The organism is Tsukamurella spumae (assembly GCF_012396015.1).
Classification (GTDB): domain Bacteria; phylum Actinomycetota; class Actinomycetes; order Mycobacteriales; family Mycobacteriaceae; genus Tsukamurella; species Tsukamurella spumae.
This window is the reverse complement of sequence record NZ_JAAXOQ010000011.1, coordinates 134,030-153,398: the sequence shown is the minus strand read 5'-3', so window position 1 is coordinate 153,398 and position 19,369 is coordinate 134,030. Positions and strand designations below refer to the sequence as shown.

The window sequence follows — 19,369 nt, the reverse complement described above, 5'->3', positions numbered from 1 at the left end:
ACCGGAAATACAACCACACGCACTGGTTGATGATCTGGACCGGGTAGCGGTGGCCTTTGTACGACGGCGTTGGGGTGGGCACGCCACATTCTCCCAGTTTGCCGCGTTCAACAACGTGACAGTGCCCTCAGGAGCGACTCCATCGTCGACGCCAACTGCGAGGCAGACAATGCTCGGGTGTACTGCGCCTCGTCGGGCACGACGTCTGGTATCACCGCTTGGAAAGTGGGCGTGAACGCCGCCGACGCGGATTGCAGGACCGCGACGAGCACGTAGATCTGCCACACATGATCGACCCACGGCAACGCCAGCACCACCGACGCCCGCAGAATGTCGAGACCGACCAGCAGCAGTCGCCGCGGCAGCCGATCAACGTACGCCGTCGCGACCGGCGCGATCAGCACGTACACGACCATCTTGATCGTCAGCGCCGTTCCGAGAACCGCGGCGGCCCGCTCCCCCGCCAGGTCGTACGCGAGCAGGCCCAGCGCGACCGTGGTCATACCGGTGCCGAACAGGGCCACCACCTGAGCGGTGAACAAGCGCCGATAGTCACGAATCCCGAACAGCGACGTCACCTCTCACCTCTCACCGCAGCCAGCCAATATGTGCCTGAGTGCGCACATCATAACCATACGGGCGAGATCGTCGACGGGCTATCCTGGCACCGTGTACGCACATGACGTCACGTCCGAATGGGATCGGACGCCGCCGGACGAGCAGATCGAGGCGACCTGCCTCGCGCTGAAGATGCTCTCCGTCCCGGCGCGCATGCGGATCCTCTGGGCGCTCAGCGGCGCCGGCGAGCTCGACGTCACGACCCTCACCGAGCAGGTCGGCCAGGCTCGCCCTGCGGTGTCGCAGCACCTGGCCAAACTTCAACTCGCCGGCCTCGTCGCGCACCGACGCGACGGCCGCCGACTGCTCTACCGAGTTCGTGGAGGGCACGTGCGACGCCTACTCATCGAGGCGCTCAACGCCGCTGAGCATCAGCTCAAGGACCTTCCCGAGCACGACTGATCCACGGATCCGCTCGAATCACGCTTCAGCGGGTGGTGCTGTCACTACATTGCAGACGTTACGTCCGTCACGCTTCGCACCCAACAAGGCCGAATCCGCCTCTGCAAGCGCGCGCTCCAGCGTTCGGCTCACGTCCACCTGGCCCGTCGCATCGGAGCCGCTTCCAGCCGGACACACGACCCCACCGATGCTCATAGTGACCTGCTCGTCGGACAGAATCGCCGAGGAGTGCTCACGGATGGCAGCTGCGATTCGATGGAGAACGGCGCCCTCCCCCACATAGGCGATAGCGAATTCATCACCGCCCAATCTCCCCACGACCACATCCTCATCCACAATGCCGACGACGACATCGGCGAGCCGAGCCAGCACGGCGTCCCCGACCGCGTGACCATGAAGATCGTTGATCCGCTTGTAATGGTCGATGTCGGCGATGGCGACCACGAACCGGGTGGGGTTGCGCGCGATCAGATCCTGGGTGACATGCATGAACCCCCGACGGTTCAACACCCCGGTCAGCGCGTCGGTGTTCGCCGAGTCCAACTGACGACGCAGTGCGTCCTGAAACTCATCCGCGTACAGTCGCAGAACTACTGTGACTCCGTTCGCTGCTACGACCGAGATGGTCGCGTAATAGACCACCGTCATACCCGGTGCGCCGGATTGCCACGACACGATAGCGAAACCGACGATGACAAGGGTGGTGAATATCAGATGAAACACCATTGTCCGCAGCCGTACGAAATGGGCTGCATATCCGCCGAATAGGGCGAACAGTGCGGTCCCGTGCAGACTCATCATCGGGTTTTGAAAGGTCAATAGGCCCACGGTGAACCCGAAATCCACATATGCGATGAAGATCGTTCCGAGACTCCGCGATGCGGGCGTGGCCCCCGTCCACCACAACGACGCCAGATTGATCCTGGCGACGATGAATGCAGCGGGTAGCGTAGTGGCAGAGATGACGAGGATGGCGACCACCCGCCACCGCGAGCCGGCGGCGCCATCAGGACTGAAGGCGCTCATGAATCCGATCACGCCGACGACGAGCGTGAATCCGGCAATCGCGAAGCGCACCACCCGCTCCGACATCTCGATCTGCCCCAGAAATGGATGCAGTAGCGAAAGATCCGGGTCCGGCCCACCATTCCGGTTCACTCGCAAGCGCCTTTCACTCTTCCGACCCCCCAGGTGCGACAACGGGTACGACCCCCGCGAGGCACTCGTCGTGAAGAAACTCGACAATACCGGATACCGCCGCAGAACCGGCGTCGGCGGCTCCGAGAAGGTTGCACCGCGTGCCACAGAACAATAGCCCTGAGCAAAGGCCACTAGTTGTGGCAACCATGTATTGTACGGCGAATTCTGTCGCCAATAGCCGGCGCACCATTCAACATTCATCAACGCCCGCAGAACCAGGGTTGCAATAATGTGGATCCGGCGGACTGTGTCCTTCAGCGACGCTACCGCAGCCGGACCTCAGCCCCGAGCGGCACTTGCGCCAGCCGGTCCAGGTGATGCTCCGCGACCACGGCGATCACGGGATAGCCGCCGGTCGTGGGGTGGTCGACGCCGAACACCACCGGCTCGCCCGACGGGGGTACCTGGACGGCCCCGGGCACCAGCGCCTGGCTCTGGACCTCCCCCGCGGCTCGGTCGATCGGCGGCCCCGTCAGGCGAAGTCCGACGCGGTCGCTGTTCGGCGTCACCGACCAGACGGTGTCGAGCAGCTGGCGCCAGGCCCCGTCCGGGAAGAGATCCACGTCGGGGCCGGGGACGACGTCGAGCACCGTCGGATCGCTCCCGGCCGGCACTGCGGGCAGAACCTCCGGCGCACCGACGACGCCCGACGGGGCTCCGACGGGCACGACGTCGCCGGCCGCCAGTGCCGGTGGCCCGAGGCGGGAAAGGGTGTCGGTGCTCCTGCTGCCGAGCACCTCCGGCGTGGCGATGCCGCCCCGGACGGCGATCACGAGCCGCATCCCCGCGACAGTGGGCCCGATCTCGAGGCGGTCACCGTCGTCCAGGGCGAAGGGCTCGCCCCGTTCGACGGTGCGCCACCGGCCCTGCGGCGTCTCGATGGTCAGGTCCGCATCGGCGCCGGTCACGGCGAGCACCTGGTTCCCCGCCGCCACGAGTTCGACTCCTCCCCCGGCGTTCTCGATTCCCGCGGCACCGGCGGGATTCCCGACCAGCCGGTTGGCTTGACGCAGCGCGCCGCGATCGGCAGCACCCGAGCGCGTCACGCCGAGCGCGGACAACCCCGGGCGGCCCAGATCCTCCACCAGGCTCTGCAGGCCGGGGTTGCGGACCACGATCCCCCGACCGGATCGCGGCAATTCGACGGGTGGCCCCGCGGGGACCGGGGCGAGGACGCGCTCGCGCACCGCGACGAACCGAACCCGCGTGCCGGGAACGAGCAGCGCCGCCGGATCTCGGTCCAGGGACCACAGCTCGGCGTCGGTCCGGCCGATCAGCTGCCATCCGCCCGGCGAGACGCGCGGATAGACGGCGCTGTACTCGGCCGCCACGGCGACCGTGCCGGCGGGCACCCGCACTCGGGGGACGGAGCGACGGGCCACCGTCGGCCACGGCTCGACCGAACGCAGGTAGGCGAAGCCCGGTGCGAACCCGAGAAAGCCCACGCGCCAGTCCCGTTCGGTATGAATCCGCACGACGCCGGCCTCGTCGGTGCCGAGCTGCTGCGCGACCTCGCGCAGATCCTCACCGTCGTAGACCACGCCGATCTCCACGAGCCGCCCGTCCGAGCCGACTGCTTCCGGGACCGACATCGCGCGCAGCGCCCGGGCACCGTCGGCGGCCGACCGCGGACCGTCGAACACGACGGTGACGCTCGCGCCTCCCGGGATGAGCTCGCGCTGACCGGGTAGGGATTCCGCGACCAGGCGGGCGCGCAGCGCCTCGACGACAGTGGGGTCCACGCGCACGCGGACCGCACGCTCGCCCAACCGGCGGACGTCAACCTGGCGTTCCATGGGACGACCGTAGCGCCGCGAGGGCCTCCGTTCGGCGATGAGGTGTACGCGCCGAGTCGGACGACGGCCGGGAGTGGTCAGGAGCGCGCGGCGGCGGTCTCGCTCGGGGATTCGCCGAACCGCGCGCGGTAGTCCACCGCGAACCGACCCAAATGCGTCAGGCCGACGCCGAGCGCCACGTCGGTCACCGTCCGGCCCGGATGCATCGCGTCGAGCAGCCGCGCGCGGGCCGCGAGCAGGCGACGCTCCTTGACCACCGCCGTGGGCGTCGAACCGAGCTCGTTCCGGCACGCCTCGCGAAGCGCACGGACGCTGACTCGGAGCTGCGCGGCGAGCCAGTCCGGTCCGAGGGCGTCGGCGAGGTGGTCGTCGATCAGCGCCGTCATCCGCGAGCCGAGCGTGGCTGCGCCGTCCGCCGCCGCGGCGAGCGCCGCGCTGTAGTTGTGCGGCTGCACGTCGAGCAGCTGGTTGACCACGCCCCGGGCGAGGTACTCGGACCAGTCCGCGCCGCCGGCCGAGGAGGTGCCGCGCACCGCCTCGTCGCTGAGGAAGCGCACCATCCGCACCCACGCGGCCACGTCGGGCCGGCGTAGGTCCATCCCGACGTCGAAGCGCAGCGGCGTGGTGATCTCGCGACCGAGCCTGCGCATGAGCTCTCGGTCGACGGTGCTGCGCCGCAACCGGACGCACAGCTGCGGATTGCCGCGCTGCCAGGTCATCACGGTGGGGGCGGTGGTCGAGAGAACGCTCGCGAGGTGCGGCGAGGATTGCACGCGCATGGCCCCGTGCTCGACGAGCGCGCGGCCCGCGAGCGGAATCTGCACCAGGTAGAAGTTGCACAACGGCCCGGGCCGGATCTGCACCGGCTCGCCGTAGTCGAGGTGCACCAGCCCCATCGAGCCGACGGTGTCGATGCGCAGCCGCATGTCGATCGCGTGGGCGCGCCCGACCGGATCGAGCCGGTGGTCGCAGAAGAAGTCGGCCACCCGCACGCGGGCCAGGTCGACGTCGCGCGTCCTCAGGACCGTCGGAGCGGTCACATGAACCTCCCTGTGGCGTGGATCACGTCCCATCATGTGCTGCATTCCTGCCCTTCGTCAAGCAGGCGCAATACCGCGAACTGGATAGCCCGCGCGTCAAAGCGGATAGCAGGGCTATGACCTGCGTCACTAACCTCCGGATCCATCGGCGCCCGCACGGCGCCACGGACTCGACGTGAGGTGGAGACATGACGGGAAATCTGGACGGGCGTACAGCGATCGTGACGGGCGGGGCGACCCTGGTGGGGCACGGTGTGGTGGAGGCCCTGCACGCGGAGGGCGCGACGGTGGTGGTCGCGGACATCGACGCCGACGGCGCGCGGGAGATCGCCGACCGGCTCGGCGACCGCGTGATCGCCCGCACGACGGACATCACCGACGACGCGCAGGTCGCGGACCTGGTCGCCGGCACCGTCCGCGACCTCGGAGGGCTCGACATCGTCGTCAACCTCGCCTGCACCTACCTCGACGACGGTGCCGACACCTCCCGCGCGGACTGGCTCACGGCCTTCGATGTCAACGTGGCGAGCGCCGTGCGCATCGCTGCCGCGGCACGTCCGGCCCTGGCGGCGAGCGGACACGGATCGATCGTGAACTTCACGTCGATCTCCAGCTCGGTGGCGCAGACCGGCCGCTGGGTCTACCCCGCCTGCAAGGCGGCCCTGGTACAGATCACCCGCTCCATGGCCATGGACTACGCGGCCGAGAAGATCCGGGTCAACTCGGTCAGCCCGGGCTGGGTCTGGTCGAAGATCATGGACAGCGTCTCCGAACACGACCGCGCGCACACCGACGCGGTCGCCGCCCCCTTCCACCTGACGGGCCGCGTCGCCGACCCGATCGAGGTCGGCCGCGTGGTCGCCTTCCTGTGCTCCGATGCCGCGTCCGTGGTGACCGGCGCCGATTGGGCCGCCGACGGCGGCTACTCCGCGATGGGGCCGGAACAGGCCGCCCCCGCGATCCCCCTGTTGGCCCCCGCGGGCACCGAGTAGGAGAAGAAACAGCCATGCGCATCGCCGTGATCGGAGCCGGTTTCGCCGGAGTCTCCGCAGCCAAGGTCCTCACCCAGTTCGGCCACGACGTCACCGTCTACGAGAAGGCCCCCGACATCGGCGGCGTCTGGAGCTCCTCCCGCCGCTACCCGGGCCTGCGCACCCAGAACAACAAGGGCACCTACTGTCTGTCGGACATGACGATGCCCCGGCACTATCCGCAGTGGCTCGAGGGCGCGCAGGTGCAGGAGTACCTCGACGCCTACGTCGACCGGTTCGGGCTCCGAGACCGGTTCCGGCTGTCCACCACCGTGATCTCCGCGAAGCTCACCGAACCGAGCACCGCCCCGTCGGGTGATGTGACGGCGGATCCCGCGCTCCGACCGGTGACCTGGTCCGTCACAGCGGAGGGTCCGGAGGGCGTGAGCACCGAGGACTACGACTACCTCGTGGGCGCCAACGGCATCTTCTCGGCACCGTCGATCCCGGCGTGGCCGGGCCGCGAGGCATTCGAACGGGCCGGCGGGCGGGTCTGCGCGCCCGGGGACGTGCACGCCCTCGACGAGGTCGCCGGTCGCGACGTACTCGTGGTCGGCTACGGCAAGTCCGCCTGCGATGTCGCCGCCGCGATCGCCCCGGTCGCGGCGAGCACCACGGTGATCGCGCGGAAACTGCTGTGGAAGATGCCGAGGCACTTGGGCGGCGCGATCAACTACAAGTTCCTCATGCTCACCCGCCTCGGCGAGGCCCTGTTCGAGTACCAGCGCCTGCAGGGCGTCGAAGCCTTCCTGCACGGCGCCGGTAAGCCCGTCCGCAACAGCATGCTCGCGAGCCTGCAGTCCGTCGCGACGCGGCAGCTCAAGCTCAAGGAGTACGGGCTGGTTCCGGACGGCGACTTCGAGCGGATCGCCCGCAGCACCGTCAGCCTCGTCAGTGAGGGCTTCTTCGAGGCGGTGCAGGACGGCAGCCTCGGAGTGCGCCGCGACACCGAGATCACCGAGTTGCTCGTCGAGGACGGCCGCCCGGCGGCGCGCCTGGCCGACGGGTCGACGGTGCCGGCCGAGGTGGTCATCGCGGCGACCGGTTGGCGGCAGGACGTGCCCTTCCTGGACGCCGACGTACAGGCCCGGCTCACCGACACGAACGGCGACTTCGAGCTCTACCGCTTCATCCTCCCGCACGAGGTGCCCGGGCTCGCCTTCGTGGGCTACAACTCGTCCTTCTTCTCGCCCCTGTCCGCGGAGATGGCCTCGCTGTACGTCGCGCACGTCCTCGACGGTGCGGCCCAGCTCCCGCCGGTTCCCGAACGGCGCGAGCAGGTTTCGTCCCGGTTGCGCTGGATGCGCAACCGCACCGACGGGCACCACGCCCGCGGTACCAATCTCATCCCGTTCTCGATGCACAACATCGACGAGATCATCGAGGAGATGGGGCTGCGGCTCTCGCGCCGACAGCGGGTACGCGAGTGGCTGCTGCCGCCGAAGCCCGCGGACTACCGGTGGGTGACTGCGCGGTTGCTGGCCCGCCGCCCCCGCGCCGCCGTCTCCGCGGAGCGCTCCGGAGCGGGCCCGAGGCGGGTCGCGTGACGGCCGATGTGGTCGTCATCGGGTCCGGCATCAACAGTCTCGTCGCCGCCGCCGAGCTCGCCGGCTCCGGCCGGTCGGTGTGTCTCATCGAGGCCGCCGACCGGCTCGGGGGCTTCCTCGCGAGCGACGAGCTGACGCTGCCGGGCTTCGTGCACGACACCTATTCGTCGTGGCACCCCCTCTTCGTCACGGGCGGCGCGTACGCGACGCTCGGCGACGACCTGCACCGACACGGGCTCGAGTACGCGAACGCCGAGGACGCCGTGACCGGATCCGTCTCCGGCGACGGCCCCGCGGTGGTCGCGCATCGCGACCCGGCGCGCACCGTCGAGCAGTTCTCGGAGCGCGACCGCGCCGCCTACCTCGCGATGCTCGACCGGATCGGCGGCGACCTCGACGTCATCGGCGGCCTCCTGGGCAACGAGACCCGCGCCCCGGGGGTGCTGGGCCACGCGGCGACGATGCTGCGCCGCGGCCTGGGCCGCACCGAGGGCTGGGTCCGCGACGCCGCCACCAGCGGGCGCCGCTGGGGCCGAAGGACCTTCGAGGGTAGCGAGGTGGACCAGCTCTGGGCACCCTGGCTGCTGCACGCGGGCCTGAGCCCCGACAGCGCCTCGGGCGGGCTGATGATCCCGGTCTTCGCGGCGACCATGCACGGTGCGGGCCTGCCCGTGGCGGTCGGCGGGCAGCGGGCCTTCCTGGACGCCTTCGCGTCGCTGCTCGCCGAGCGCGGCGTCGAGGTCCTGACCGGCGCGCCGGTCGACCGGATCCTCGTGGAGCGCGGGCGCGCCGCCGGCGTCATGGTCGGCGGACGCCGGATCGACGCCCGCGAGGCCATCCTCGCCTCGGTCACGCCGACGGCGCTGTACTGCGACCTGCTGCCGGAATCGGCCGTGCCCGAGGCGGTCCGCGCCGAGGCGCGCGGCTACCAGTACGGACGGGCCGCGATGCAGGTGCACGTCGCACTCGCCGAGCCCCTCCAGTGGTCCGACGATGCCCTCGACGGTGCGCCGCTGGTGCACCTCACCGCCGGGTCGGATTCCGTCGGCATCGCGTGCGCGCAGGCCGAGGCCGGCCTTCTGCCCGCCCGCCCGACGGTGGTCGTCGGGCAGCAGGCCCTCATCGACCCGAGCCGGGTCCCCGCGGGCCACGGGATGCTGTGGCTGCAGTTGCAGGAGGTTCCGTTCGCGCCGATCGGCGATGCGGCGGGAGAGCTCGACACGTCCGGCGGCTGGACCGACGAACTCGTCGCCGGGTACGTCGACCGAATCCTCGGACTGCTCGAGGAAGCGGCGCCCGGCACCCGCGAGAGCGTCCTCGCGATCACGGCGATCAGTCCCGTCGACCTGGCCACGGCGAATCCCAATGCTGTGCAGGGTGATCCGTACTGCGGTGCGGCAGAGCTGGATCAGAACATCTTCTGGCGCCCCGGACCGCTGACCGCGCGGCACCGCACCGCGGTGGACGGCCTGTGGCACATCGGCGCCGCCACCCACCCGGGGCCCGGCCTCGGCGGCGGCTCGGGTCATCTCGTCGCGCAGGAGCTGCTGGGGCGCGACGACGGTGTCCTCACCCGCGTCCGGCGTCTGCTGCGGCGCTGACCCTCCGCAGAGAAGAAGGGGGGCGAACCGGATGACCGGTTCGCCCCCCTCCTCGCTCGTGGCTGTGGTCGCCGCCCTCAGGCGGCGGCGCGGCGCAGGGCGGCGAGGCCGTCGCGGAGCTTCCCGCCGTCCTCGTCGGCGACGGCGGCGTCGACCAGTCGGCGCATCCGGTCGGCGGCGTCGGGCAGCCCGCGCACCAGCTCGAGTCCGTCCATCAACTGGCCGAAGCTGTCGACGCCGTGGGCGTGGGTCTGCCCGTAGCCCTTGAGAACCCGAGCCGCGACCACCACCTCGGTCGCGAGCGCGGGATCACTGCGGCCGACGGAGGTCACCGTGTCGAGCCAGGTGTCGATGAACACCTGCTCGCGGCCGAACCGCAGGGACCGCGGCCGCAGCGGCCGCATCCGGGCGAGGGTCGACAAGGTCGCGTAGCCCCACACCGAGGTGGTGTTGATGACGAACCCGCGGTGGCACACGGTGTCGACGGCCTTGGCGAAGGCCCGATTGTGCTCCAGCGCGCGGCCCAGAGCGGTCGGCATCGTGTCGGTGATCTCGTCGACCTGCGGGTGCAGGTACTCGTGCACGCGCATCACCTGCTCATCGCCGGGCCGCACCTCCGCGCGCACACGGTCCATGCGCCGGCCGCGCACCTTCTGCAGCGCGACGTGCACCGTGTCCTGGTAGCTCATCCACAGCGCGATGTGCCGCGCCGCCTCCACCGTGAGCCGGGCCTCGCCCTCGTGGTCGGGGTCGAGGGCGCTGATCCGGGCGACGCGGTCGAGGTAGCGGTCCGCGTACGCGAGGTCCTGGTACACGGCGGTGCGCTCGAGCCCGTGCAGGAGCATCGACGCCGCGGCCGGCGGGAAGGATCGCGCCACGCGGCGGGCCCGGTCGGCGAGCGCGGGCCCGACGAGGGTTTCCGGTGCGCGCGCGGCGATCTCGTTGCGCTCGGTCTCGCGCTCGGCCTTGAGCTCCTCGGGCGTCTTCGGTCGCCGCACCTGCAGCGTCAGCGGCACGGGCCCGCCGCCCGACGGTGCCGGGGCCTGCGCCCGAGCGGCGTCCTCCGCGAGGCTCTGCCGAGCCCGCTCGTACCCCGCGGCGAACGCGGCGAGGGAGGTCTCGACGCCCTTGCCGCCCTTGCGGATCGCCTCCTCGAAGTCCTCGCGGGGGAAGGGCAGGGCGCCGCTGCCCGCGAGGGCGCCGAACAGGGACGCGCTGATGACGCTGCCGTTGTCCCGGGCGAGCGTGGCGAAATCGCCGGAGACGAGGGTCTTCGCGGCGGCGACGGCCCCGTCGAGCAGGGCCGCGGAATCGACCCGGCCGTCGTCGAGGGTGGACTTCTCGAGGATCGAGTACACCCGGTTCAGCGAGGTGATGAGAGTGGTGCGGTCCGGAGTGACGAAGCCGCGTTGCACCGCGCGACCGGCCTCCATCAGCTCGGAGGCGATGAGCACGTCGACCTCGCCGGGCGTGGGCATGAGCGAGAGGATCGGGGTCTCCCGGGCGCGCCCCGACCCGCTGCGGTGCGCGACGTCCGGCGGGAACAGCTCCGCGTAGTACACGGTGGCGCCCGTGCGCTGGGCGACACCGGCGACCGAGGTGTTCTGCGCGATCCAGCCCTCGTCCTCGCCGAGGGAGACGATCCAGTCGGCGAGAACGCCGCCGCCCTCGCCGCCCATGGCGAGCACGGCGATGGTGATGGGCCGCTGCCCGACGGTCCAGGTCATGAGAAGGCCTCCGTGGATTCGAAGCGGGCCGCGCGGCCCTCGAGGCCGCGGCCCAGGCGCTCGGACACGGCGCCGCGAACTCGGTCGCGGATCCGGTCGACGCGTGTGGGATTGGTGACGACGTCGGTGCGGTAGAACGACGGACAGAGCGCGGCGGCGTGCGCGTTGTTGCCGCACACACCGCAGCCGACGCAGGTATCGGTGACCGCGGCCACGGGGTCGGTCCGCATGGGGTCGGGGTTGGGCGCGATCGTCAGCGACGGGCAGCCCGAGATGCGCATGCACGCGTGATCGCCCGTGCAGGTCTCCGGGTCCACGCCGAACCGCTGGGTGACGACGCGCTTGCCGGCCTTCACCGCGGCGGCCCGCTCGGGCTTCTCGCGGCGCTGCTTGTTCAGCTGGCACTCGCTCTGCGCGACGATGACCTTGGGGCCCTTCTTCTTACTGGTGAGGGCATCGATGAAGACATCGCGCATCTTCGCGACGTCGAACGTGTCGGGCATGGTCCGCGCCCATTTCACGCCGACCCCGCGCACCGCCCGCTCGATCGGGTTGTTGGTGCTCCGGTCGGGCAGGATCGCACGGGAGGAGAGCAGGTCCTGGCCGCCGGTCGCCGCGGCGTAGGCGTTGTCCACCACCACCAGGAGCTGGTCGGACTCGTTGAAGACGGCGTTGCCGACGCCCGAGGTCAGCCCGTTGTGCCAGAAACCGCCGTCGCCCATCACGGCGATCCCGCGCCGGCCGGCGTCCTTGTTGCTCAGCGCGGCTCCGCCGGCGGAGCCGAGGCCGTAGCCCATCGTCGTGGCGCCCAGGTTGAAGGGCTCGTTGATGGCGAACAGGTGACAGCCGATGTCGGCGCTCACGTGGTGCTCCACGCCGGTCTCGCGCTCGGCGAGTTTGAGCGCGGAGAAGATCGGCCGCTCCGGGCAGCCTGTGCACAGGCCCGGCGGGCGGGGTTGCACGGCGCGGCCGTCGACCCGCTCGGTGAACGGGCTGCGCGGATCCCCCGCCGGGAGGAGCACCGCGGGATCGCCGCTGACCAGTTCCGGCGCGTACCGGCTGAGGAACTCGGCGACGCCCTTCGTCACGGCGATCGGGGTGTACTCCCCCGCCTTCGGCAGCACGTCCTTGCCGTGCAGCGCGGTATCGAGATCGTTGCGGCGCAGGATCGCGTTGAGGTTCTGCTCGATGTAGTCGGGCTGCCCCTCCTCGAGGAGCAGGACGGCGTCCTTGTCGGCGCAGAACTCGACGATCTCCTCGTCGATCACGGGGTAGGTCACGTTCATGACGTAGAGCGGGATCGCGGTGTCGCCGAAGGCGTCCGAGCAGCCGAGCAGCTCGAGCGCGCGGTTGAGCGTGTTGTACAGGCCGCCCTGCACGATCAGGCCGATCCTGCCGTCGGCGGGGCCGAAGCTCTCGTTGAGGCCGTGCTCACGGATGTACTGCACGGCGGCGGGCCAGCGGTGGGCGATCTTCTCCTGCTCGTGCTGGAAGCTCGCGGGCGGCAGCACGACGCGGCTCACGTCGCGCTTCGGGTTCTCCATCGCCTGCTGGACGGTCATCTCCGGCCGCCGGTTCTCCCGGGTGGTGAAGGTGCCGTGCAGGTGGCACGACCGCAGCCGTAGCTCCAGCATGACGGGAGTGTTCGACGCCTCGGACAGGGCGAAGCCGTGCTCCACGGCGTCCACGATGGCGGTGTGATCGGGTCGCGGATCCAGCAGCCACATCTGCGATTTCATCGCGAAGGCGTGGGAGCGCTCCTGCATGATCGAGCTGCCCTCGCCGTAGTCCTCGCCGACGATGATGAGTGCGCCGCCGGTGACGCCGCCGCTGGCGAGGTTGGCGAGTGCATCGGACGCGACGTTGGTGCCCACCGTCGACTTGAAGGTGATCGCGCCGCGCAGCGGGTAGTGCACCGAGGCGGCGAGCATGGCCGCGGCGGTCGCCTCCGAGGCGCTGTTCTCGAAGTACACGCCGTACTCGTCCAGGATCTCGCGGGCGTCGCCGAGGACGTCCATCAGGTGGCTGATCGGCGCCCCCTGGTAGCCGCCGACGTACGCCACGCCGGACTGCAGCAACGCCTTCGTCACCGCCAGGATCCCCTCGCCCTCGAACCGGGTCCCCGGTTCCTGGCGCAGCTTGAGGACTTCTTTCGCAAAGGAGCGTTCCGCCATGCCCCGACCTGCCTTCCACATATCACGGGCCGTGTGATGCATCCCACGCTAGCCTCGCTCCGGGATGCGTTGAAGGGCCCGCGCGGGTCCCGCGCCGATCGGGACAGCGGGCTGTCGCGATCTGGATAGCCGGGTGGTTGGACGCGTCCTACCGTCGGGCGCAGCCGCCGCTTTCCGACGGTGCGGCCCTGCGCCGCTCAGCCGACTCCGGCACCTGCCGGGGAGAAGAGGACCCCATGCTCACCGAACTCGCCACCGCCCTCGCGGGCGGAAGGATCCGGGTGCTCGACCTGACCACGCCGCTGTCGGCGGACACGCCGACCCTGCGCCTGCCGGAGCCCTTCGTGAACCTCATCGACTTCAGCCTGGAGCGCGTCGCGGCGTTCGAGCCGACGGCTCCGGCGTGGCAGCACAACAACATCCACACCGGCGAGCACATCGGCACGCACGTGGACGCCCCGTGCCACTGGATCACGGGCCGCGACGGCGCCGATGTCAGCCAGTTGCCGCCCGGTCGTCTCGTCGGCCCCGCCTGCGTGATGGACTTCGCCGACCGCGCCGCGGCCGATCCCGACTGGTTGCTCGACGTCACCGACGTGCAGGGCTGGATCGCGGAGCACGGCCCGATCGAAGAGGGCGCGTGGCTCCTGCTGCGGACGGGCTGGGACCAGTACGGCGGTGACCGCGAGCGTTTCCTCAACGTGGACGAGGGCGGCTCGCACACGCCCGGCGTCTCCGCGGCGTGCGCCCGGTGGCTCGCCGAGGAGGTGCCGATCTCGGGTTTCGGCGTCGAGACGGTGGGCATCGACGCGGGCAATGCGGCGATGTTGGAGCCGCCCTTCCCCGCGCACAACTTCCTGCTCGGCGCCGACAAGTACGGGCTCACGAGCCTGCGGAACCTCGCGCAGCTGCCGCCGCAGGGCGCGGTGATCGTGGTCTCGCCGCTACCGATCGTCGGCGGCACCGGCTCCCCCGCCCGCGTCCTCGCCCTCGTCGAGCACTGATCGGAGGCACGACATGGGCGATCCCACCGGCCCGATCGAGCCGTACAACGCCGTCGGCCTGATCCCAGTGTTCCGTCCGATCTCGGCACGCGCGGATATCGGCGCGAACATCGACCATCTCGAGCACCTCGCCGCGGGCGCGTTCTGGTTGTCCAATCTGGACATCCCGGTCCGCCTGCTCGCGGTCCCCGAGGGCGCGCTGCAGGGTTTCACCGACGAGATCCGCGACGCCGACCACACCGACTACGCGCACACCTGCGCCATCGACATCCCGGGGCCCGAGACCGACCGGCTCGCAGATCTGGCGCGACGGTGGAAGGTCTTCGTCATGGGACAGGCGAAGGCACGGCATCCGGATTGGCCGGACCTGTTCTTCAACGTCGGCTTCGTCATCGCGCCCGACGGGGACATCGTCCTGCAGCACTACAAGCTCAACGCACTGCTTCCGGTGGAGCGCTCGGTCTCGCCGCACGACCTGTTCGACTGGTGGATCGAGAAGTACGGCCGCACCCTCGACGCCTTCTGGCCGGTCGCGGACACCGCGATCGGGCGGCTCGGCGTCATGATGGCGATGGAGGGCAACTTCCCCGAGAACGGCCGTGGGCTCGCATTGAACGGCGCCGAGGTGGTCTACCGCGCCTCTCTTCCAGCGCCGTTCACCGAGAACGATGTCTTCGAGATCTCCAACCGTGCGCGGGCGCTCGAGAACAACATGTACGTCGTCGCGCCCAACATCGGGGGAAGCATGGAGCCCGGGCAGCCCGCGATCGACGCCGGCGGCGGACGATCGATGATCGTCGACTACAAGGGCGCGATCGTCGGCAAGCAGTTCGACAGCAACGGATCCACCTTCGTCTCGGGCACCGTCAACATCGAGGCACTGCGCCATCACCGGGCGTCGGCGCAGGTGACCAACTGGCTCAAGGACGTCCGCACCGAGATGGCCCAGCTCATCTACGAGCAGCCCCTGTACCCGAAGAATCGGTACCTGGATCGGATTCCCCCGCACCACGCCGAATTCCGGCGCGAGGTCATCGATCGGCAGATCGACCTCCTGCAGGACCGCGATATCTGGCGGAGGCCCTTCACCGCACCGTCGGACTGATACGAGATCGACCAGCGGCGGCGTCCCGACAGGGACGCCGCCGCTCGTCGTGCACGGGTCAGCAATGGGCGGCGATCACGGGGTCCACCGCACGTGCGCGGCGAGCTCGGGCTCCTCGTCGCGGAGTAGCGCGAGCCGAGGCCGAACGGCGTCCGTGCGCGCACTGGGCGGCTTGCGGTTGCCCGCGCGGAACTGGTCCGGCCACTCGGCCCCCGGTCCGGCGTACTGCTGGTCGGCCGCGGCGTGCAGGGTCCACTGGGGGTCGTAGAGGTGGGCCCGGCCCAGTGCGCACAGGTCGGCGCGGCCCGCCAGCAGGATCGAGTTGACGTCGTCGTAGGAGGAGATGGCGCCGACTGCCACGACGTGCACCCCCGCCGGCCCCGCGACCTCGTTGCGGATGCGATCCGCGTACGGGGTCTGGTAGCTCCGCCCGAAGGCGGGCCGCTCGTGCTTGGCGACCTGCCCGGTGGAGACGTCGACGAGGTCGACGCCGTGCTCGCAGAAGGCGCGGGCGATCTCCAGCGCATCATCGATGTCGTTGCCGTCCGGGATCCAGTCCGTCGCGGACAGTCGGACGGAGACCGGCCGGTCGGCGGGCCACGCGGCCCGGACGGCGTCGAAGACCTCGAGCGGGAAGCGCAGCCGGTTCTCCACGGAGCCGCCGTACTCGTCGGTGCGGGTGTTGGAGATCGGCGAGAGGAACGAGGAGAGCAGGTAGCCGTGGCCGGCGTGGAACTCGAGCAGATCGAAGCCGGCATCGGCGCCGCGGCGGGCGGCGTCGGCGAACTCGCGCACCACGCGATCCATGTCGGCGCGGGTCATTTCGCGCGGCACCGCACTGTCGGGGCCGTAGGGCAGGGCCGACGGCGCGATGACCTCCCAGTTGCCGGCGTCGAGCGGATCGTCGATGCCCTCCCACATGAGTTTGGTCGAGCCCTTGCGGCCCGAATGGCCGAGCTGCAGGCCGATCTTCGCGCCGGAGTAGGCGTGCACGGCGTCGACGACGCGGCGCCATCCCTCGCGCTGCTCGTCGGTGTAGAGGCCGGTGCACCCGGGGGTGATCCGGCCCTCCGCGGAGACGCAGACCATCTCGGTCATCACCAGGCCGGCGCCGCCGAGCGCCTTCGAGCCGAGGTGCATCACGTGGAAGTCGTTGGGCACGCCGTCCACGGCGGAGTACATGTCCATGGGCGAGACGACGATCCGGTTCTTGAGCCGCAGTTCGCCGATGGTGACCGGATGGAACATCGCCGGGGTCTCGGGCCCGGCGCCGGTGCCGGCGCCGAACGAGCGCATGACCCGGTCGGCGAAGTCGGCATCGCGGAGCCGGAGGTTGTCGAAGGTGATCCGGCGACTGCGGGTGAGCAGGTTGAAGGTGAACTGCACCTGCTCCTGCTCGCGGTAGGTGCCGATGGTCTCGAACCACTCGAGGGATGCCTGCGCCGCGCGCTGCGTCGACTCGACGACGGGCCGCCGCTCCTCCTCGTAGACCTTGAGCGCCGTACCGAGATCGCCGTTCTCGTGCAGGCAGGCCGCCAGCGACAGCGCGTCCTCCATCGCGAGCTTGGTGCCGGACCCGATGGAGAAGTGCGCGGTGTGCGCGGCGTCGCCGAGCAGCACCAGGTTCCGGTGCACCCAGCTGGTGTTGCGCATCGTGGTGAAGGTGATCCACTGCGAGTTGTTCGCGAGGATCCGGCTGTCGCCGAGGTAGGGCGCGAAGATCTCCGCGATCCGGGCGATCGCGGCGTCGTCGTTCTCGCCGGGCGCGAAGGCGCGGTCGGCGGTGGCGTCGAAACCCGCGCGCTGCCATACGTCCTCGGCCATCTCGACGATGAAGGTGCTGCCCTGGTCCGAGTACGGGTAACCGTGGATCTGCATGGTGCCCCATTCGGTGTCCTCCACGATGAACGTGAAGGCCTCGAAGACCTTGTCGGTGCCGAGCCACATGTACTTGCAGCGGCGGCGATCAAGATCGGGCTCGAAGCCCTCGGCGAACCGGGTGCGCGCCGCGGAGTTGAGACCGTCTGCGGCGAGCACGAGGTCGTGCGTCGCCATCAGGTCCTCCACGTCGGGCGCCGGCGTCGCGAACCGTACGTCCACGTCGAGGTCGAGGCAGCGGCGCTGCAGCAGGGCGAGCAGGTCGTGCCGGTTCATGGCGGCGAAGCCCTGCCCGCCCACGGTGTTCCATCTGCCGCGGTAGTGCACGTCGATGTCGGTCCACCGGGCGAAGTGGGATTCCATCTGCCCGTAGATGACCGGGTCGGCGTTCTCGATGCCGCCGAGGGTCTCGTCGGAGAAGACGACACCGAAGCCGAAGGTGTCCTCGGCCCGGTTCCGCTCGAACACCGTGATCTCGTGATCCGGGTCGAGCTGCTTCATCAGTGCGGAGAAGTAGAGGCCGCCGGGGCCGCCCCCGATCACTGCGATCTTCATGTCTCAAGTCCTTCGTGCTGAGGTGGGTCGGTCAGCCGCGAACCGCGGCGTCGGCCTCACGGGCCAATTGATCTCGGAGCCGGAAATGCTGGAGCTTGCCGGAGGGGTTGCGCGGCAGCGCGTCCACGAAGCGGACGTCGCGCGGGTACTTGTACGGGGCGAGGCGGGCCCTCACGCCGTCCTGGATGCGTCGCACCATGGCGGGGCCGGGTTCCTCCCCCGCGCGGAGCACGACGAAGGCGCAGACGACCGCGCCGCGCTCGGTGTCGGGCCGCCCCACGACCGCGGCCTCCACGACGGCGTCGTCCGCGCAGATCGCCGCCTCGACCTCGGGACCGCCGATGTTGTAGCCCGAGGAGACGATCATCGAATCGGAGCGGGCCTGGAACCGGAAGGTCCCGTCGGCATCGCGGACCACGGTGTCGCCGGTGACGTTCCACCCGTCGACCACGTAGCCGAGCTGCCGGGCATCGTCGAGGTACCGGCAGCCCGTGGGCCCGATGACGGCCAGCCGCCCCGGGACGCCGGGGCCGACCTCCGCGTCGTCCGGGCCCAGGACCGTGGCGCGATAGCCGGGCACGGGGATGCCTAGCGTCCCCGCGGCGGTGCGGCCGGGCGCCGTGGAGAGGAAGACGTGCAGCAGCTCGGTGCAGCCGATGCCGTTGACCAGCTCGACGCCGCACTCCTCGCGGACCAGGACGAAGGTCTCCTCGGACAGATGCTCGCCGGCGGAGACGCCCACGCGGACCCCACGGAGCAGACCCGCACCACCGCCCCGGATGATCGCGCGGTACGCCGTGGGCGCGGTGAACAGGACGGTGACGCCGTGCTCGGCGACGACCTCAGCCAGCCGCATCGGGGTGGCGCGCTCGGTGAGCACGGTGCTCGCGCCGAAGCGCAGCGGGAAGACGACGAGGCCGCCCAGGCCGAAGGTGAAGGCGAGCGGCGGCGATCCCGCGAAGACGTCCTCGGGCACCGGACGGAGCACGTGCCGGGCGAAGGTGTCGGCGTTGGCCAGGACGTCGCGGTGGAGGTGCATCGTGATCTTGGGGCGGCCGGTGCTCCCCGAGGTCGGGCAGAGCAGCGCGACGTCGTCCGCGGCGGTCGCGACGGGTGTGAAGGCACCGGTGTGGCGCGCGGCGCGCTCCTCGAGCCGCTCCGGGTCGTCACCGCCGATGAGGACCAGCTCAGCGCCGGAGCCGGTGCGCTCCAGCGCCTCCCGCAGATCGGGGGCCGCCGCCGCGCCGCTGAGGCAGACCGCGGGCGTGGTGCGTTCGAGCAGGTCCACGAGCTCGCCGGGGCGCAGCATCGGCATCGTGGTCACGAGTACGGCGCCCGCCTTGAGGGCGCCGAGCCAGGAGGCCACGAGCCACGGGGTGTTGCCCTCGCGGAGCAGCACCCGGTTCCCGGGCCGCACGCCGAGCTCGTCGACGAGGACCTGCGCCACTCGGTCCGACGCGGCACGCAGGTCCCGGTAGGTCCACAGCAGGCCCTCGGGCGTCCGGATCGCCGGCCGGTCGCCGAACCGTTCCGCGCCCTCGTCGACGAGCGCCGCAGCGGCGTTGAGGCGGTCGGGGTACCGCAGCCCGGGCAGGGTGAACTCGAGGGTCGGCCACTGCCCCCGGGGTGGCAGGTGGTCGCGGGCGAAGGTGTCCTCGTGGGCGCTGGGAGAGAGCGTCATCGTCGGCCTT

Annotated in this window: 13 protein-coding genes and 2 pseudogenes; 6 read left to right on the top strand and 9 right to left on the bottom strand. The window is 70.5% G+C overall.

The window, feature by feature from the left end:
* Positions 1 to 82 (bottom strand): annotated as a pseudogene (locus tag HF999_RS23235) (IS6 family transposase); the annotation flags it as partial.
* 46 nt (positions 83 to 128) lie between these two features.
* Positions 129 to 578 (bottom strand): annotated as a pseudogene (locus HF999_RS10530) (MFS transporter); the annotation flags it as partial.
* Between the two features lie 91 nt (positions 579 to 669).
* Here HF999_RS10530 and HF999_RS10525 point away from each other — a divergent pair.
* Complete coding sequence (locus tag HF999_RS10525; RefSeq protein ID WP_312854092.1) at positions 670 to 1,020, top strand: ArsR/SmtB family transcription factor; 351 nt, start codon at positions 670 to 672, stop codon at positions 1,018 to 1,020.
* An 18-nt stretch (positions 1,021 to 1,038) separates the two neighbouring features.
* On the opposite strand, the gene HF999_RS22975 is transcribed toward HF999_RS10525, so the two are convergent.
* The 3 genes from HF999_RS22975 to HF999_RS10510 all read right to left on the bottom strand — a co-directional run bounded on the left by HF999_RS22975 (position 1,039) and on the right by HF999_RS10510 (position 5,056).
* Positions 1,039 to 2,178 carry a GGDEF domain-containing protein gene (locus HF999_RS22975; protein ID WP_168545820.1) on the bottom strand — a complete coding sequence of 380 codons (1,140 nt, stop codon included), beginning with the start codon at positions 2,176 to 2,178 and terminating at the stop codon, positions 1,039 to 1,041.
* 305 nt (positions 2,179 to 2,483) lie between these two features.
* Positions 2,484 to 4,016 carry a 5-oxoprolinase subunit B/C family protein gene (locus HF999_RS10515; RefSeq protein ID WP_168545819.1) on the bottom strand — a complete coding sequence of 511 codons (1,533 nt, stop codon included), beginning with the start codon at positions 4,014 to 4,016 and terminating at the stop codon, positions 2,484 to 2,486.
* A gap of 77 nt (positions 4,017 to 4,093) precedes the next feature.
* Positions 4,094 to 5,056: an AraC family transcriptional regulator gene (locus tag HF999_RS10510; RefSeq protein ID WP_168545818.1), complete on the bottom strand. Its 963-nt coding sequence runs from the start codon at positions 5,054 to 5,056 to the stop codon at positions 4,094 to 4,096.
* Positions 5,057 to 5,244: 188 nt separating this feature from the next.
* Between HF999_RS10510 and HF999_RS10505 the strand changes: the two genes are divergently transcribed.
* The 3 genes from HF999_RS10505 to HF999_RS10495 are packed head-to-tail and all read left to right on the top strand — an operon-like array spanning position 5,245 to position 9,235.
* On the top strand, positions 5,245 to 6,048 hold the full coding sequence (locus tag HF999_RS10505) for an SDR family oxidoreductase (protein ID WP_168545817.1): 804 nt from the start codon (positions 5,245 to 5,247) through the stop codon (positions 6,046 to 6,048).
* 14 nt (positions 6,049 to 6,062) lie between these two features.
* Positions 6,063 to 7,634, top strand: coding sequence for a flavin-containing monooxygenase (locus HF999_RS10500; RefSeq protein WP_168545816.1), 1,572 nt, complete (start codon positions 6,063 to 6,065; stop codon positions 7,632 to 7,634).
* Positions 7,631 to 9,235 (top strand): phytoene desaturase family protein, encoded by a 1,605-nt coding sequence (locus HF999_RS10495; RefSeq protein WP_168545815.1) that lies wholly within the window; start codon positions 7,631 to 7,633, stop codon positions 9,233 to 9,235. The genes HF999_RS10500 and HF999_RS10495 overlap by 4 nt, the downstream gene beginning before the upstream one ends.
* A gap of 77 nt (positions 9,236 to 9,312) precedes the next feature.
* On the opposite strand, the gene HF999_RS10490 is transcribed toward HF999_RS10495, so the two are convergent.
* Positions 9,313 to 10,962, bottom strand: a complete 1,650-nt coding sequence (locus tag HF999_RS10490) for an indolepyruvate oxidoreductase subunit beta family protein (protein WP_168545814.1) — start codon at positions 10,960 to 10,962, stop codon at positions 9,313 to 9,315.
* Positions 10,959 to 13,136, bottom strand: coding sequence for a thiamine pyrophosphate-dependent enzyme (locus tag HF999_RS10485; RefSeq protein WP_168545813.1), 2,178 nt, complete (start codon positions 13,134 to 13,136; stop codon positions 10,959 to 10,961). The genes HF999_RS10490 and HF999_RS10485 overlap by 4 nt, the downstream gene beginning before the upstream one ends.
* A gap of 236 nt (positions 13,137 to 13,372) precedes the next feature.
* Between HF999_RS10485 and HF999_RS10480 the strand changes: the two genes are divergently transcribed.
* Positions 13,373 to 14,140 carry a cyclase family protein gene (locus HF999_RS10480; RefSeq protein ID WP_168545812.1) on the top strand — a complete coding sequence of 256 codons (768 nt, stop codon included), beginning with the start codon at positions 13,373 to 13,375 and terminating at the stop codon, positions 14,138 to 14,140.
* Positions 14,141 to 14,153: 13 nt separating this feature from the next.
* Positions 14,154 to 15,245, top strand: a complete 1,092-nt coding sequence (locus HF999_RS10475; protein ID WP_168545811.1) for a nitrilase-related carbon-nitrogen hydrolase — start codon at positions 14,154 to 14,156, stop codon at positions 15,243 to 15,245.
* A gap of 75 nt (positions 15,246 to 15,320) precedes the next feature.
* Here the strand turns inward: HF999_RS10475 and HF999_RS10470 are convergent, their stop codons facing one another.
* Both HF999_RS10470 and HF999_RS10465 read right to left on the bottom strand, forming a co-directional pair.
* Entirely contained in the window at positions 15,321 to 17,678 is a 2,358-nt protein-coding gene (locus HF999_RS10470; RefSeq protein WP_168545810.1) for a bifunctional salicylyl-CoA 5-hydroxylase/oxidoreductase, read from the bottom strand.
* Between the two features lie 31 nt (positions 17,679 to 17,709).
* Positions 17,710 to 19,359: an AMP-binding protein gene (locus HF999_RS10465; RefSeq protein ID WP_168545809.1), complete on the bottom strand. Its 1,650-nt coding sequence runs from the start codon at positions 19,357 to 19,359 to the stop codon at positions 17,710 to 17,712.
* Positions 19,360 to 19,369 lie beyond the last annotated feature (10 nt).

What these genes read in the sequence shown, in the direction of transcription:
- HF999_RS10515 (WP_168545819.1), bottom strand. Translation starts at nt 4,016, where the DNA reads ATGGAACGCCAGGTTGACGTCCGCCGGTTGGGCGAGCGTGCGGTCCGC.
- HF999_RS10505 (WP_168545817.1), top strand. Translation starts at nt 5,245, where the DNA reads ATGACGGGAAATCTGGACGGGCGTACAGCGATCGTGACGGGCGGGGCG.
- HF999_RS10500 (WP_168545816.1), top strand. Translation starts at nt 6,063, where the DNA reads ATGCGCATCGCCGTGATCGGAGCCGGTTTCGCCGGAGTCTCCGCAGCC.
- HF999_RS10490 (WP_168545814.1), bottom strand. Translation starts at nt 10,962, where the DNA reads ATGACCTGGACCGTCGGGCAGCGGCCCATCACCATCGCCGTGCTCGCC.
- HF999_RS10485 (WP_168545813.1), bottom strand. Translation starts at nt 13,136, where the DNA reads ATGGCGGAACGCTCCTTTGCGAAAGAAGTCCTCAAGCTGCGCCAGGAA.
- HF999_RS10480 (WP_168545812.1), top strand. Translation starts at nt 13,373, where the DNA reads ATGCTCACCGAACTCGCCACCGCCCTCGCGGGCGGAAGGATCCGGGTG.
- HF999_RS10475 (WP_168545811.1), top strand. Translation starts at nt 14,154, where the DNA reads ATGGGCGATCCCACCGGCCCGATCGAGCCGTACAACGCCGTCGGCCTG.
- HF999_RS10470 (WP_168545810.1), bottom strand. Translation starts at nt 17,678, where the DNA reads ATGAAGATCGCAGTGATCGGGGGCGGCCCCGGCGGCCTCTACTTCTCC.
- HF999_RS10465 (WP_168545809.1), bottom strand. Translation starts at nt 19,359, where the DNA reads ATGACGCTCTCTCCCAGCGCCCACGAGGACACCTTCGCCCGCGACCAC.